This window comes from Streptococcus sp. FSL W8-0197, from assembly GCF_037963785.1.
GTDB lineage: Bacteria > Bacillota > Bacilli > Lactobacillales > Streptococcaceae > Streptococcus > Streptococcus oralis_CQ.
The window spans coordinates 1,954,374-1,969,485 of record NZ_CP150168.1; the positions used below are offsets into that span (position 1 = coordinate 1,954,374).

Here is a 15,112-nt window from a genome sequence, read left to right on the forward strand (position 1 = left end):
GTAACCATACCGAATCGCAGATAATTCTCTCAATTTTTTATTTACATCCTAAAAATCACTACCTCCCCTAGAGAACTAGGGAAGGCAGCGATCACATTTTTAGGAATTAGGAATGAATACACGAAATCAATCGATCTTATGATTTTTTGTTTTTCAAGAATTCGTCATATTGTTTTTGCATTTCGTTCAATACTTTTTCGTAGGCACCTTCAGATTTCAATTTTTCCATCAATTCTGGAATAGCTTTATCTGGGTCTACAGTACCAGTGTTGATAGCTGTATCGAATTGTTGCATTGTGTTAGAAATGGCTGAGATTTCAGATTTCACATTGTCAGTGTTAAAGATGAATCCAAGTGCTGGAGATTCTTTAGCTTCTGCCAATTGTTTCTTAGAATCTTCGATTTGTTGGTCTGTAACGTTTTCGTTGATGTAAAGAATCCAGTTGTTACCAGTGTTCCATCCACCCATGTGAGTATTTCCTTTGTAGCCATCAAGGACGCGTACACGGTTTTCTTTACCTTGAATTTTTTCCCAGTTCTTGCCTTCTGGACCGTAAACAAGACCGTTCAAGAGTTCTGGGTTCGTGTTCAAGAGGTTCAACACTTCCATTGATTTTTCTTTGTTCTTAGAGTTGTTTGAAATGACAAAGTTAGCAACTTGTGTTGTTTGGTTTTTCTTGATAAAGTTAGTGATTGGTTTGATTTGGATATCTTTGTTAGCAACACGTGAGAGCAAGCTGTTACCATAGTCAGCTGGTCCTACTGTTTCTTCACGAACGAACCAAGTATCTTGTTGAAGGTCAAATGAAGTGTCGCTGGTTGCTACGTCTTTTGGAATGTATCCTTCTTCATAGAATTTGTGAAGAGTCTTCAAGTGTTCTACGAAACGAGGTACTTCGTAACGGTTTACAATCTTAGTAGTGTCTCCTTCAAGGTCGATAACAAATGGAAGTCCATTTGGTACTGGGTAGTCAAAGTTATCAGATGGGATAAAGTTCTTCGTAACCGCAAATGGTACTACATCTGGAGCTTTTTCTTTGATTTGTTTCAAGACTGGCTCAAGTGTTTCGTATGAAGTTACACCTGAAATATCGATACCGTATTTAGCAAGAAGAGTTCCGTTGAAGGCAAAGTTTTGAGATGATGCAACGTTAGCTGCAACTGGTACTGCATAGATCTTACCGTTTACAGTGTTCCCTTTGATGTAAGCTGGGTCAAGTGCTTTGTAAAGCTCTGCTCCTTCTTTTTTATACAATTCTGTTAAGTCAGCATAAGCACCTTTTTGAGCATTTACGACATAGTTAGACGCAAATGCGATATCATAGTTTTCACCAGATGATGTGATAACAGACATTTTCTTATCATAGTCACCCCATCCAAGGTATTGGATATCCAATTTAGCACCGACTTTTTCTTCGATGATTTTGTTTGCATTTTCTAGCAATTCATCCAAGTTATCTGGTTTGTCACCGATTTGGTACATTTTGATTACAGGTTTTTCACCTGAAGTAGTATCTGCAGCTTTTTTGTTGTTACCTGTAAGGTTTCCACAAGCAGCAAGACCAGCAGCCAAAGCGACTACGCTAGCAGATGCAAAAGCATATTTTTTCCAGTTTTTCATGATAAAAACTCCTTTTTTTATTTTTAAACTTATAAACGATTTAATGATTTTTAACTTCAATCACTATGATGAAGTTGGGAAGGGAGAAACGGTGTTTCTCAGCAAATGCTATTCTTTCACACCACCGATCGTCAACCCTTTAACAAAGTAGCGTTGGAAGAATGGATACAGAATCGCGATTGGAAGGGTTGCAACAACAACCATGGCCATACGACCTGTTTCTTTCGGTAGAGCGACTCCCAGTTGACCAGATAGGCCGACTGCTTTTGCGATGTAGTCCATATTTTGTTGGATTTGCATGAGCAAATATTGCAATGGATACAAGTTGTCACTCTTGATGTAAAGAAGGGCGTTGAACCAGTCGTTCCAGAAACCAAGAGCTGTCAAAAGCGTGATGGTTGCGATACCTGGAAGTGACAAGGGCAAACAGATCTGGAAGAAGATCCGAGCTTCACTGGCACCATCGATACGAGCGGATTCGAGAATGGCTTCTGGAATGGTCTTCTTGAAGAAGGAACGCATCAAGATGATGTTGAATGGTGAGAGGAGCATTGGAACAATCAAGGCCCAAACGGTATCACCAAGTTGAAGCAGGCGAGTGACCACGATATAGCCTGGTACCAAACCAGCATTGAACAACATACTAAGAAGAGCGAAGATTGTAAAGAATCTGCGGTACTTAAAGGTTGTACGTGAGATGGCGTAGGCATAAGTGGTTGTAATGAAGACGTTGGTCACTGTTCCGACTACGGTTACAAAAACTGAGATAAAGAGCGCTTGGAGGATCTTATCTTTAAACTGAGCTAGGAACTGGAATCCATCTACACCAAATTTCGAAGGGAAAAAGCTATATCCATACTGGAGGATGCTCTTTTCGTCTGTCACCGAAATGATAATAACGAAGATAAAGGGCAAGATACAAGAAAGAGCAATCAAACCAGAGATGATACTAAAGAAGATATCTGCTTTCTTACTGAAGGAGTGAATGCCGACATTATCGATTTTTTCTTTTTTAATTTTCTTTTCTGCCATATTCTCCTCCTTTCTAGAACAAAGCTGAGTTTGGATCGACTCGTCTTGCAAGCAAGTTTGATAGGATAACCAGAATCAAACCGACAACGGATTGGTAAAGACCGGCTGCTGAAGCCATACCGATATCTGCTGTCTGAGTCAAACCATTAAAGACATACACGTCCAAAACGTTGGTTACATTGTAGAGCTGACCAGCATTGTGTGGGATTTGATAGAAGAGACCGAAGTCTGCACGGAAGATATTTCCGACTGCAAGGATGGTCAAGACTGTTACAAGCGGAGTCAACTGAGGAATGGTTACGTTGCGAATACGTTGCCACTTGCTCGCCCCGTCCACTGTTGCTGCTTCGTAGTAGGTTGGGTCAATTCCCATGATCGTCGCATAGTACATGACACTGCTATATCCAAAGCCTTTCCAAATACCTAGGAAAAGGAGAAGGTATGGCCAAATGCCTAAGTCAGCGTAGAAGTTGACTTCCTTCATGCCAATGGATGTTAGGAAATGGTTGAAAACCCCTTTGTCAATGTTTAGGAAGGCATCTGTAAAGAAACTGATGATAACCCATGACAAGAAGTAAGGGAACAACATAGACGTTTGGAAAATCTTAACCATTCTCTTAGAGCGGAGCTCGCTGAGGATGATGGCAATCCCTACTGATACAATCAAACCGATAAAGATAAAGCCGAGATTGTAAAGAACGGTATTACGAGTGATGATAAAGGCATCTTTTGAACTAAACAAGAATCTGAAATTATCTAACCCGACCCATTTACTATTCACAATACTATCTATGAAACCATTACTGGTCATATGGTAGTCTTTAAAGGCGACCACATTCCCAAATACTGGAATGTAAAAGAATAGAATCAACCAGAGTGCCCCTGGTAAAACCATCAAGAGAAAGATCCAGTTATCTCTCAAGGTCTTTGAAAACTTTTTCATAATTTCCTCCCTTTTTATTCCTAAAAACTGATTTCATCGAATTTTTAGGTTTGATAACGATTACATTATTAGTATACTCCTATTTGAAGGCTAGGTTAAACTACTAATTATAGAAAAAACTCCACAAATTATTTTTTGTGGAGAAGTTTTTTATAAGAAATAGGTTTCACGAGAAACACTCTGACTCGGAAAAAATGCCTAAGTCGTATAAATCGTCGATGCGGTCGCAATAGTGTGCCACTGGTTGGCTGTAGTTGCTGCGAAGTCCTTGTCTGCGTAGAAGTCAGTAAATGGTAGGATCACGACTTCTAATTCTTCGATGCGGACAATCTGACCTGCCAGATAAGCCTCGATGCGGCTTTCTGCTCGCTTGATGCGTTGCAAGAGTCCGCCCATACGGATATCAACCGTATCCAAACCAAAGACCTTGTTTTCTTTCAACCATTGGTGGCTAAAGAGGGCATGGAAGTTTTCAATCTCGCTTCTAAGTTTTGGTAATTCTTGCATGGCGATTTGCTGTAAGCTGACTTTGTCACCGGATTTATAAGCTTCACGGATGCGTCGTCCCACATCCACTTTGCTACTTAAAATCTGGTTCAACTGGGCCTGAGTTTCAAATAGGTAGGCATAGTTCCCAGCTTTTTCTTTGATAACAGCAAGCGTTTCAGCGGCCTGAGCGAAGTGCGGTTTGTCCTGTTCAGGTGTCATGTGTCTGTCAAGAATCGGACAGAGAACATCCTGATAAAAGACATAGCGGTTGGGATTGATACCACTGAGATTGCCTGGCAAGTCTGGCAAGAGATTGGCAAGGTCAATCTGCATAAAGTCCTCAACTGACAGACCTGTATTGGTCTTGAAGTGAGCAGACAAACGATCTAGGTCATTGCGGTAGCTGAGTTCTGCCCAGATTTGCAGACTTGGTAGAATAGAAAACTGGGCAGTTTCCCCACCATTGTCCCCCCAACCCGTTACAATGACTTCTTTGATGTCGTTAGCACGACAGGCTTTGTTGGCTTCAAGAGCAATAAGACGGCTGAAATGGTTGTTGGGTGTGAAACCGATCCACTTCCAAGCACCACCTGCAAAGGCAATATCTTGGCTAATCTTGTGATGGTTGCGGAAATTGCGGTTGTATTTTTCCTCGCTATCCTGATAATAGTCCCAGTAAACCAAGGTTACACGGTCTTTGAGACGATCTAGGTAGACACGAGTTTCCTCTGGAATCTCCACGTCACGATCGTACTGGCCATCCGCTGACATGAGTTTAAAGAACATATCACTCCACATCTGGCAGTGGAAACCATACTTGTCTGCAATATCCAGCACGCGCTCCAAGTGTTGGCACATGAGGAGACTACGGTCCACAACACCGTTCAAAATGAGGTAGCGCCCCAAACCAACCAAATGGGCTTCGTCCATCCCGATATTGACCTTGCGTGTCTGCAGTTTAGATAGAGTGGCAAACATCCCATCAACCAGGTCATACACCTTTTCTTCGCCGATAAGGAGAATGTCCTCCACATCACGAAGTTCCTGCACTTCTTTGACACCCCATTTGACGAAGGCTGACAAGTGGGCCAAGGTCTGGATGCAAGGCACAAAGGTCATATCAAACTGCTGGACATAGGCTTCGATTTCCTGCAACTCCTCTGCTGAATAGGCGCCACGGAAGTAACCAAAGTAAGGTTGCCCCTCAATCTGATAGGTGTCTTCCATGTAAAGTTCAAAGGTTGAGTAACCCATGAGAGCCAAGACTTCAATCATCTGTTTGGCAGAAGCCACATTCAAAACTGCATTGCGAGAACAGTCTGCCATGTAGGCCAAATCTTCATAAGCAGCTTGTTCTTCAAGGTCTACCTTATCACCTTCTGCTAGAGCTGTTGCCAACAAGGACAAGGCGCGGTAGAGTTGGTGAGGTTTTCGATAGGTTAGTTGATAGTGTCCACCTTCACCCTTGATAGAGATAGAGGCTTGGTCAGACTGAGCGACAGCTACCTCTACATCTGGCAGAGAAATGTGATTTTTTAATGCTTCAATAGCTTGCGTTTGCTTGGGACTAAGTCCTGTAAATCTTACCACTGATTTTCCTCCTGTAGCCAGTTGACAAGGGCACCGTAGAGATTGGCTTCTGCATGATAGGTGCAGGCTTGGATAACTGGTGCGACCGTGTATTCTTCGTAGGTCTCGACAAAGTTACCGACAGCCTTCTTGACACCTTGGATAAAATCAGGGTTTTGGCTGATGGAGCCACCTAGGCTAATGACATCTGGGTCGATCAGATACTGGATATTGAGCAAGCCTTGCGCCAGATTACGGTTCATGCGCTCAATCGCTTCTTGACAAAGAGCATTGCCAGCTGCGGCCTCTTGGTAAATCTTGCGTCCGTCCCAGTCAGTCTGACCAGACTTTTCAATCACGTATCGCACCATATTTCCAGTTGACGCTAGTTGCGACCAGTTGTTGAGTTTTTCAGCAGGGGCAAGGGTTGTCATGTAGCCAAACTCTCCCCCCAAGCCGTGGCGACCTCGGTGAAGCTTGCCATTGATAATCATGGCACCACCGATTCCAGTCCCAATCACGACACAGGCTGCATTTTCAATCTCTGGATGAGCCAGCAGTTCACTAAGTCCAACACAGTTGGCATCATTTTCTAGATGGACAGGGAGTTGATGATGAGCAAGAGCTTCATACCAAGAAAAGCCATGGATGTAAGGTACGGCACTGATTCCCTCAATCACACCTGTTTCTTGATTGACCGCGCCTGGAACGCTCATGGCAATGCCCTTATAATCTTTCTCCGACAGACGTTGGTCTAGCCAAGTCAGTAAATCCTCCAAGTTTTCTGGCGTCGGAGTACTTGTCTTATCTAGTATTTTTCCATCAGGAGTCAGACTGGCAAACTTAATCCCAGTCCCTCCGATATCAATGGTTGCAATGGTCATTGTTCTTCCCATAAAAAGGGGCGAATCAGTAGTCAATCCTTACTCTTTCGCCCCTCCTTTCTATCTCTTATTATTAGTTATCAAACACTTTAAAACTGTTAAATGTCTTCTTTTTTGATCAATTCTGTGCGAATCTCTTGTGGCGCTAATAGTCCTGAATGAACGGGATATGGTCGTTCAAGCAAGTCCAAAATGGTTTGTTGGTGTTCAGATATGCGCACATTTTCTTGGCTCATATTGTAGTAACGAAGTACATATCCTTCTTCATTTTCAGCTACCTTAAAGGCTGTCGGGCAGACTTGTGGCAAGCTGAGTGCCGCATGACTCAAGAGGCTACCAGTCGCAGCAACACTTCCTTCTTGTTTAGCAACCTGAAGACTAGTGAATGGTGTTTGGAAGGCTTTGGCACGACGGAAAGCTGAGAAACGTTCCCCTGCTTGGTGGCATTCAAGTGTAAACTCAACTTCAAACTCACGCAAGCACTGAGCTTCTGGTGTTGGGAAGTAACCCCAGTCACCTAACTCACCTGATGCACGCAAAATGGTCACTGCAATGGTGTCGTCTCCAAGGATTTCATACTCGTGCAATCCTTTATTAGCCACTGTCACCCCTTTTTCATCATCATACAGACTGACAAAGGCTTGTTGGTGTTGAGGATTTTCAGGATTTTCCCAAGAAGCAGCTGGTTTATTTGGTCGTGTCACCACCTCATAGATGCTTTCAGAGTCATTGCTTGGACGTGTGTTATGAGTCTTGACCAAGAGACGGATACGGTGGTCCTTGGCTGTGTTAGTAAAGCGAGTCTTGAAACGAATTTGTGGATTGTCAACAAAGACGGTCATCTCTGTTTCAAGAAGAACGCTTGTCAATTCTTCTGAGCGCCCAGCTTCACGCGTCATAAACTCGATGATGCCTCTTTGTTCCGCATCCAGTTTTTCGTCTGCACTTACTGGAATTGTCAATTCATGCTTGAGCAAAATCTTGGCAAAACGTGCTGTATTTTCCAAGACCTCATAGCCTTTGAGTTCTGCGTAGATAGGCTCTGTTCCTTTTGGTTGGAAGTAGATGTACTCATTTCCAATGTCACCACGGTCTTCAAAGCGAATAACATCTTCATAAGCTTCATGAGTTGTCTTGTCGTAGACCGTGATGTTTTCATCCACACTGACCGTTACAAATGGCGTATCAATCACTCCATTTTGGTAAATACCGTCACGGTGTTCTTGTTCTCCTTCAAGCAATTGGAAGGTTGTCCAAGAGAGAGGTGCTAGATGAACAGGGACTGTCACGCGCACTTGTCGAGCAATACGAGCCTGACGGAACTTGTCTTTTGGTAAATCATACTCAAAATTAGCTCCCAAATCTTCGATTTTCGCTTCTACAGCATGTCCTTCCAAGTCTTCAACACGGTAGCTTGGCAAGGTCAAGGCTGCCATCTTCTTATAGCCTTCTGTTGGGTGCAATTCTTTGAAATCACAAGTCGCCACATCAATCACTGTGCTGACCGTATCAACCTTATCATGCAAGCCTGTATTGATAACCGTAAAGAGATGGTCGCTTTGGGCTTCATGGGTTGCGATTTTACCCTTCCACTCGTTGAGAAGGTTAGTTTTCACAAAGTTTCCGACTTGGTTGACCTTGGCAAAACGTGTCTCCATCTCACGGTGAACCTCGTCCACGCTACAGCCACAGATACTGTCATGTGGCGCATTTTGTAGAAGAACTTTCCAAGCATAGGTCAACTGGTCCTTATGGTTGTGCCCACCAGTGATGACAGTTAATGGCTCCACCACTTGTTCTAGCAGGTTACTATTTTCTTGGAAGGCTTGTTTAAGGTAAATCCGTGATGAGGAAGTGTTGGCAAGCGTGTACCAACCATCTGTTTCTTGACTCGTCAACTCACCTGTAACCGTAGATAACTGCTCCGGTAGGGCACTTTCTACTGCATGGACATAGTCATCAAAGGAACTATGCACAAAGGTTACATCTGGGAAGAGTTCATTTGCCACACGAATGGCTTCGCTCAGATTTCGCTGTACAGGCTGGTGGTCACAGCCGTTCATCATCAACCATTGGTTGGTCGAAGCATAGTCACGTACGTCTGACAATTTTTGTCTCCAGAAAGTCAGGGCCTCATCCTTATCAACTGGGATTTCATTCCCATTACTATACCAGTTGGCAAAGAGGATACCGAGGACACGACTTCCGTCCGCACCCTGCCAGTACATTTCTGAAAATTGGGAAGTAAACTGCTCATCTTCGAGGACTTGGTTGTCAAATCCAATCGGCTTCACACCACGCCCAAAAGCTGCCACGTGAATACCTGATTTTTGAAGGATTTGGGGAGCTTGCCCCATATTTCCAAAGGTATCTGGGAAGTAACCAATCTGGGTTGATTTGCCCCATTTTGCACATTCTGCTTGACCAATCAAGGTATTGCGAACATTGGCTTCACTTGAAATCAAGTAATCATCCTGCAAGATGTAAAAGGGACCAATTTTGAGTTTGCCTTCGTCGATGTAACGTTGGACTTTGTCGCGATTTTCAGGGCGAATTTCCAAATAGTCATCAAGGACAATGGTTTGGCCATCCAAGTGGAAACTCTTGAACTCAGGGTCATTTTCAAAAAGGTCAAAAAGATTATCAAATAATTCCACCAACTGCATACGGTGGCTTTCAAAAGGTAAGTACCACTCACGGTCCCAGTGACTATGTGAGATAATATGTACAACAACATTTTCCATGAAGTAAAACCTCATTCTAAATTTAAATTTTTATTTCTATCTAACTAAAGAACTGACTAGCGAATATCCAGGTAATCCAAGACTAATTCACAGAACATCATGTTGGCCCAAGAGAACCATTCACGAGAGTAGAGCGTTGGGTCATCCACGTGGAAGCTTTCGTGCATGACACCTGTACCACCATCGCAGGCAACCAGCTGATCGAGTAAGAATTTCTTCTCTGCCTTATCTCTTGTTGTCAAGCCTTGGATAGAAAGGGCAATGGGCCAGATATAGCGATAGAAGGTATGAGAACTTCCGAGACCGCTAGCGTATTCTCCTTGGTAGAAGTATGGATTTTCAGGGCTCAGAATGGTGCGACGAGTGGCTTGATACACTTCATCGTTGACATCGCAATAGCCCAGATAAGGCGCCGCCAACAAACTTGGTACGTTTGGATCATCCATGATGCTGGCATTTCCTAAACCATCCACTTCAAAGGCATAAATCTTTTCGCCCTTGCTGTTAGTTGTGTAAGCGTAATTTTCGATGCCTTCTTGGATTTCAGACTGGAGACGCTCAGCGTCTGCCATGATGTTTTGGCTATCAGCTAGATCCAGTTCTTCAAAGATTTCTTGGACATAACCCAAGACCACTACTGCAAACATATTTGACGGAATCAAATAGCTATACTGACAGCAGTCATCACTCGGGCGAAAGGCTGACCAGGTCATACCTGTCACTGCAAAGGCAGGTCCAAAGCCATCATTTACCAAGGTGTCTTCCCTGCGGTCCGTATCACGGACAAAACGATAAGGTGAATTGTTGTGGTCTTGTTCCACTGTCCAAAGATGAAGAATTTCCTTGGTCGCTGCGACAAAAGTCTCATCAAACTGACTGGTCTCTCCAGTCTCTTTCCAGAGGAGATAAGCCAACTGCAAAGGATAGCAAAGAGAGTCCACTTCGTACTTGCGTTCCCAAATCCAACCATTAAGGTCGGTATGGTCAGTCTCGTGGTGGCCCTTCCAGTTTTCCTCAATGTTAAAGGAGTTGGCATAAGGATCCTTGAGCACCAAGGTCATCTGACGCTTAACCAAACCTGCAATAGTCTGACGCAGGAGGGCATCTCTTTTAGCCACATGCAAGTAGGGTCTGAGTTGGGCTGTCGAATCCCGAAGCCACATGGCAGGAATATCCCCAGTCAAAACAAAAGTTGAGCCATCTTCTAAAATCTCGACCGTATTGTCCAAGGTGTCTGTATAGCAACGCTCGAAGACATCCACCCACTCGGGATGGTCCTTAGCCCGCTCCGCTACTTCGTTCAGCCATTCTCTAACAATTTCTTTAGAATATACCATAAACTTTTACCTCATTCAAACAAGATTCATTTTCAGTATATAGCTTTTAGCCCAGAAAATATATACACAAATGATAGTCATTTTTCTACAAAATTGTTATATTTGAAACTCCTTTTCTAAAGACCATTTTTTCTGATATAATGTAGAAAACAGCTAAAGGAAATACCATGAAACCACTACTTGAAACCATCGATACCCGCTTTGGGACTGCTAGCAAGCATGCCTTTTCTCGGGGAAATACCCTGCCTTACACGGGCGTTCCTTTTGGGATGAATTATTTTGTGCCTCAGACCAGCGATCAGGAGGGAGCTTGGTTTTTCGAACCACATCTGCCCATCTTTCAAGGGATTCGATTAACCCACCAGCCCAGTCCTTGGATTGGCGACTACTCTTGGCTGCTTCTGACACCTATCACCGGCCAGCTTGGGGGAGATAGCCTCTTTCACCGTCAATCCTCCTATGATAGGGATAAAGCTTCCTTCCAACCTCATTATCTGAAGATTTTCTCCCTGCGCTTTCAGATTGAAACCCAGCTTACACCGACTTGCTATGGCGCTTCTATTCGTTTGGAGCAAAAGCAAGACAAAGCCCTCTCCCTCTATCTTCACGCAGCAGATGACTTGACAGTCAAGCAAGTAGATAAGCGAACGCTTGCCCTAAGACAAGAAGGTGAAACTGAGACTACCAAAAATCCACTGATACTGTTTACTGCCCTACAAATGAACACGGATATTCTTGCTGTCAGCCAAGAAGGTGGAGACTGGCGAATTGACCTGACAGATAGTCATGCTGACATCCAGCTAGCAACTTCTTTCATCTCGCCTTCTCAAGCTCTGCTTAATCTACCTCAAAAGGACTTTGATAGCTGTAAAGCAAGTGCGAAAGCGGACTGGGAAAATCTTCTCCATCGTTTTGATATCATGGAGACAGGAGAAGCTAACAGGACCCTCTTTGATCACTGCCTCTACAGGCTCTTTCTCTTTCCACAGACTTTTTATGAAGTGAATGAGTCAGGGCAAACCATCCATATGGACCTGACTACTGGTACTGTCAAGCCCGGTATCCTCTTTAGCAATAATGGCTTCTGGGATACCTTCCGCACCACCTTCCCCCTCTTTGCCCTTGTCATACCGGAACACTATCACCTCTTTTTAGAAGGTTTCCTCAATAGCTACCGCGATACTGGGTTCCTTCCAAAATGGTTGGCTCCAGATGAACGTGGCATGATGCCTGGTACCCTGCTAGATGGCATTATCGCAGATAGCGCCTGCAAGGACATGGCCCCCGACCTAGAAGAAGAACTCCTCCAGGCTATGCTTGAAACAGCCAGCAAGTCCGACCCTCTCGGCATCAATGGTCGCCACGGACTAGCCCAATACCAAGAACTGGGCTACCTCTCTACCGATCACCACGAAAGCGTCAGCCATACCCTAGACTACGCCTATAGTGACTTTTGTATCGCCAGCTGTGCCGAAAAACTTGGTCAGAATGACATCGCCCAGACTTATAAGGTTGCGTCACAAAATTACCGCCATCTATTTGACGCTGAGACAGGTTACATGCGTGCGCGAGATAGCCAAGGCAACTTCCGCCCTGACTTCTCTCCTTATAGCTGGGGACGTGATTATGCCGAATGCTCTGCCATTCAAGCGACTTTAGGCGTCCTCCACGACATCCCTGGCTTAATCCAACTCATGGGTGGAAAGGAAACCTTTAGCCACTATCTTTTGAAAGCCTGTCAGGACGCTCCTCTCTTTGAAACCACCGGCTATGGTTACGAGATTCATGAAATGAGCGAGATGGCAACAGCTCCCTTTGGACAAGTCGCCATCTCTAACCAGCCTAGCTTCCACATTCCATATTTCTTTCGCTACAGCAACTACCCAGACTACACTGCTCTACTCATCAAGTCGATACGTCAGAAAGCCTTTCACCCAAGCTGGCAAGCCTATCCTGGCGATGAGGACAATGGCAGTCTCTCTGCTTGGTATATCTGGTCAGCTCTTGGATTCTACCCGACCTGTCCAGGCAAACCAAGTTACGATCTCGGAATTCCTCTCTTTGACCATCTCCGTATCTACCTGGCTAAGGAAAATAAATGGCTGGATATCCATGCCAAGCAAAACCACAGCCACTTCAACTTTGTCAAAGAATGCCGATTGGACAAGACCATAGTATCTAGCATTCAACACCAAAACCTCTTGAAAGCTGAGCAACTAACCTTTACACTTAGCTGGTTGCCAAATCACTCATAACCAAAAGAACCTTTGCATCGCGCAAAGGTTCTTCTTTTATGAAACTTGGACCTGAAGCTGGTCAACCAGCTGCCCATCTACCGTCAGATTCAGATAAAAGTCCAAGGTTTTATCTCCTGCAAAATACAAGGTTGGTAGCGTTAGCTTTTTTTCAGTCTCGCCAACTTGAAACGCAAGGACTTGAATCTCGTCCCGATAAGCGACACCATGCACACCCGTCCCTGGTTGAATCGAAATCTTAGCTTCTAAAGGACTGCTAGATTCTATGCGCTTCACTGTAAAGTGGACATTTTCTCCCTTGGTCACAGCTAGGCTTTTTTCTGAAAACTCTAGTTGCTGAACAGCTTCTTTTTTTGACAAGCTAGGTGTTTTATAGAGTGAAATCTTGGTCAACAAAGGCAAAGCCTGTGCCTCTGTAATGGTCACGCGTATCTTCTGCGCCTCAACGACTGATCCTCGTAAGAGACGTTTGTAGCCAACAGTATAACCAGACCCAAACTCCTGCCAGACACCATCCAACTCTACCTGAACATGAAAAGCAGCGATGCGTTGCCCCAACTTCAAATCTTCTCTTAACTCAATCACATCAAATGTTTTAGGTGATCCTAAATCGAGCTCTAATTGGATTGGCAACTCTGAATCACTTGCCCATGAACTAGTTTCCAGTCCATCTGTCAGATGATGACAGGCAAAGTCTGGTGATAGAGCAAGTCCAGATACCTTGGCTCCCAGAGCTAAATCTTCCCTATAGAGTGTGTCACGGTAGGCAGCAAATTCATAGAGACGCTGGATATCCTTTTCGTCAAAGAGTCCATCTTTATTAGGCGGAATATTGAGTAAGAGAGGTGTTCCCCGCCCTACCGAGTAAAAATAAATCTCGACCAACTCCTCGAGAGACTTAGGATCCTGATCCTCATGGTAAAACCAGCCTGGCCGAAGAGAAACATCTGCCTCGCCGATTGAAAACAGCGTCCCCAAGGGGTCTCCGTGCTGTAAATAATCTAATTCCGCCTCTGTTCCTAACTGGTCTAGTTTGACTTTTTGCCACAAGGGATCCCCTGCATAGCCCCGTTCATTTCCAATCCAGCGAATACTGGTTTCCTCAGTTGAGAAAATCAAACAATCGCCCTGCAAGTCACGAATGGTTTCAAACCAGGTCTCAAACTCATAGTTGACCTTCTGGGCCCCTTCCCCTCGAGCACCATCCATCCACACCTCAGTGAACTTCCCGGCATTCCCATAGGCAGGATTTGACAAGATTTCCTTCAATTGAGCCAGATAGTAGGCATTGTAGTCCGCTTCTCGGTCCACGTGATAGAGGGGACTGTGAGCATCCCAAGGAGACAAATACACTCCCATGTCCATGTCAAACTCAGTCGCAGCTTTGGAAACCTCAAGGAGCAAGTCCCCCTTTCCACCCCTCCAAGGGCTAGCCTTGACCGAATAGTCTGTATAAGCTGTCGGGTAGAGGACAAAACCATCATGGTGCTTGATCACCAAAATCAGTTTTTTAAAACCTGTTTCTTTGAGTACCCGAACCCATTCACGCGCATCTAACTTGGTCGGGTTAAAACGCATAGGATCCTCTTGCCCACTTCCCCATTCTTGGTCATAAAAGGTATTGGGGCCAAAGTGGATAAAGGCAGCTAGTTCATCCTCTAAATAATCCAGCTGGGCCTGGCTTGGTAATGGCCCATGTGGTTTTATGTTTGTCATCATCTCATGTCTCTTTCTCTTGTTCACAAAGTTATCCACAACTTGTGGATAAGAAAACATACCTAAAAACTAGTCTTTTCAGACTCCAGCTTTTAGACTTGGAAGCTTTCACCCTAAACAAAACTTTGTCAAATACCTTTATACTAGGGTTTCTACTAGTTTTCTAGAAAGTCACTAATATACGGAACTATTATCAGGATACTTCAACACCATGAGTTGCATGTCATTTTCTCCTAGACTTATCCACAGACTGTGAATAAACTATGGTTCCAGACCGCTCTCTCCTTGACTATAACAAAAAGCGATAGTAGCGTCAATATGACTAAGCTCCCTTCCTAAATACCCTGAAAAGATTCTATAATTTGTACAATCGTAGCTTTTGCATTCGCCAGCTAGTGAGAATCAGCCAGTAGAAAATGACTACTTTATCACATTGTGAACAGCACAGCTGTGATACTATAATACCTAACAACCTAATCATTTCTAGCAAAAAATCCCGCAGATTTGCGGGATCTTCTCTTG

General features: G+C 44.2%; 9 protein-coding genes. 1 reads left to right on the forward strand and 8 read right to left on the reverse strand.

Annotated features, from left to right (window positions below):
* Window positions 1-136 precede the first annotated feature (136 nt).
* The 7 genes from NYE79_RS09610 to NYE79_RS09640 form a co-directional block, all read right to left on the reverse strand.
* The gene (locus tag NYE79_RS09610; RefSeq protein ID WP_213952083.1) at window positions 137-1,621 is read right to left on the reverse strand and encodes an ABC transporter substrate-binding protein; all 1,485 of its coding nucleotides are present in this window, start codon (window positions 1,619-1,621) and stop codon (window positions 137-139) included.
* Between the two features lie 108 nt (window positions 1,622-1,729).
* Entirely contained in the window at window positions 1,730-2,653 is a 924-nt protein-coding gene (locus NYE79_RS09615; RefSeq protein WP_000818344.1) for a carbohydrate ABC transporter permease, read from the reverse strand.
* 13 nt (window positions 2,654-2,666) lie between these two features.
* Entirely contained in the window at window positions 2,667-3,596 is a 930-nt protein-coding gene (locus NYE79_RS09620) for a sugar ABC transporter permease (protein ID WP_000714584.1), read from the reverse strand.
* 198 nt (window positions 3,597-3,794) lie between these two features.
* Entirely contained in the window at window positions 3,795-5,675 is a 1,881-nt protein-coding gene (locus tag NYE79_RS09625) for a beta-N-acetylhexosaminidase (RefSeq protein WP_125825933.1), read from the reverse strand.
* Window positions 5,669-6,538, reverse strand: a complete 870-nt coding sequence (locus tag NYE79_RS09630; RefSeq protein ID WP_002880939.1) for an ROK family protein — start codon at window positions 6,536-6,538, stop codon at window positions 5,669-5,671. The genes NYE79_RS09625 and NYE79_RS09630 overlap by 7 nt, the downstream gene beginning before the upstream one ends.
* A 98-nt stretch (window positions 6,539-6,636) precedes the next feature.
* The gene (locus NYE79_RS09635) at window positions 6,637-9,282 is read right to left on the reverse strand and encodes an alpha-mannosidase (protein ID WP_000432735.1); all 2,646 of its coding nucleotides are present in this window, start codon (window positions 9,280-9,282) and stop codon (window positions 6,637-6,639) included.
* A 56-nt stretch (window positions 9,283-9,338) separates the two neighbouring features.
* Entirely contained in the window at window positions 9,339-10,619 is a 1,281-nt protein-coding gene (locus NYE79_RS09640; protein WP_049501073.1) for a glycoside hydrolase family 125 protein, read from the reverse strand.
* Window positions 10,620-10,786: 167 nt separating this feature from the next.
* Between NYE79_RS09640 and NYE79_RS09645 the strand changes: the two genes are divergently transcribed.
* Window positions 10,787-12,874 (forward strand): GH92 family glycosyl hydrolase, encoded by a 2,088-nt coding sequence (locus NYE79_RS09645; protein WP_200730241.1) that lies wholly within the window; start codon window positions 10,787-10,789, stop codon window positions 12,872-12,874.
* Window positions 12,875-12,910: 36 nt separating this feature from the next.
* On the opposite strand, the gene NYE79_RS09650 is transcribed toward NYE79_RS09645, so the two are convergent.
* Entirely contained in the window at window positions 12,911-14,590 is a 1,680-nt protein-coding gene (locus NYE79_RS09650; protein ID WP_200730242.1) for an alpha-L-fucosidase, read from the reverse strand.
* Window positions 14,591-15,112 lie beyond the last annotated feature (522 nt).

Coding starts and splice junctions, on each gene's coding strand:
- NYE79_RS09610 (WP_213952083.1), bottom strand. CDS start 1,621: ATGAAAAACTGGAAAAAATATGCTTTTGCATCTGCTAGCGTAGTCGCT.
- NYE79_RS09615 (WP_000818344.1), bottom strand. CDS start 2,653: ATGGCAGAAAAGAAAATTAAAAAAGAAAAAATCGATAATGTCGGCATT.
- NYE79_RS09620 (WP_000714584.1), bottom strand. CDS start 3,596: ATGAAAAAGTTTTCAAAGACCTTGAGAGATAACTGGATCTTTCTCTTG.
- NYE79_RS09630 (WP_002880939.1), bottom strand. CDS start 6,538: ATGACCATTGCAACCATTGATATCGGAGGGACTGGGATTAAGTTTGCC.
- NYE79_RS09635 (WP_000432735.1), bottom strand. CDS start 9,282: ATGGAAAATGTTGTTGTACATATTATCTCACATAGTCACTGGGACCGT.
- NYE79_RS09640 (WP_049501073.1), bottom strand. CDS start 10,619: ATGGTATATTCTAAAGAAATTGTTAGAGAATGGCTGAACGAAGTAGCG.
- NYE79_RS09645 (WP_200730241.1), top strand. CDS start 10,787: ATGAAACCACTACTTGAAACCATCGATACCCGCTTTGGGACTGCTAGC.
- NYE79_RS09650 (WP_200730242.1), bottom strand. CDS start 14,590: ATGACAAACATAAAACCACATGGGCCATTACCAAGCCAGGCCCAGCTG.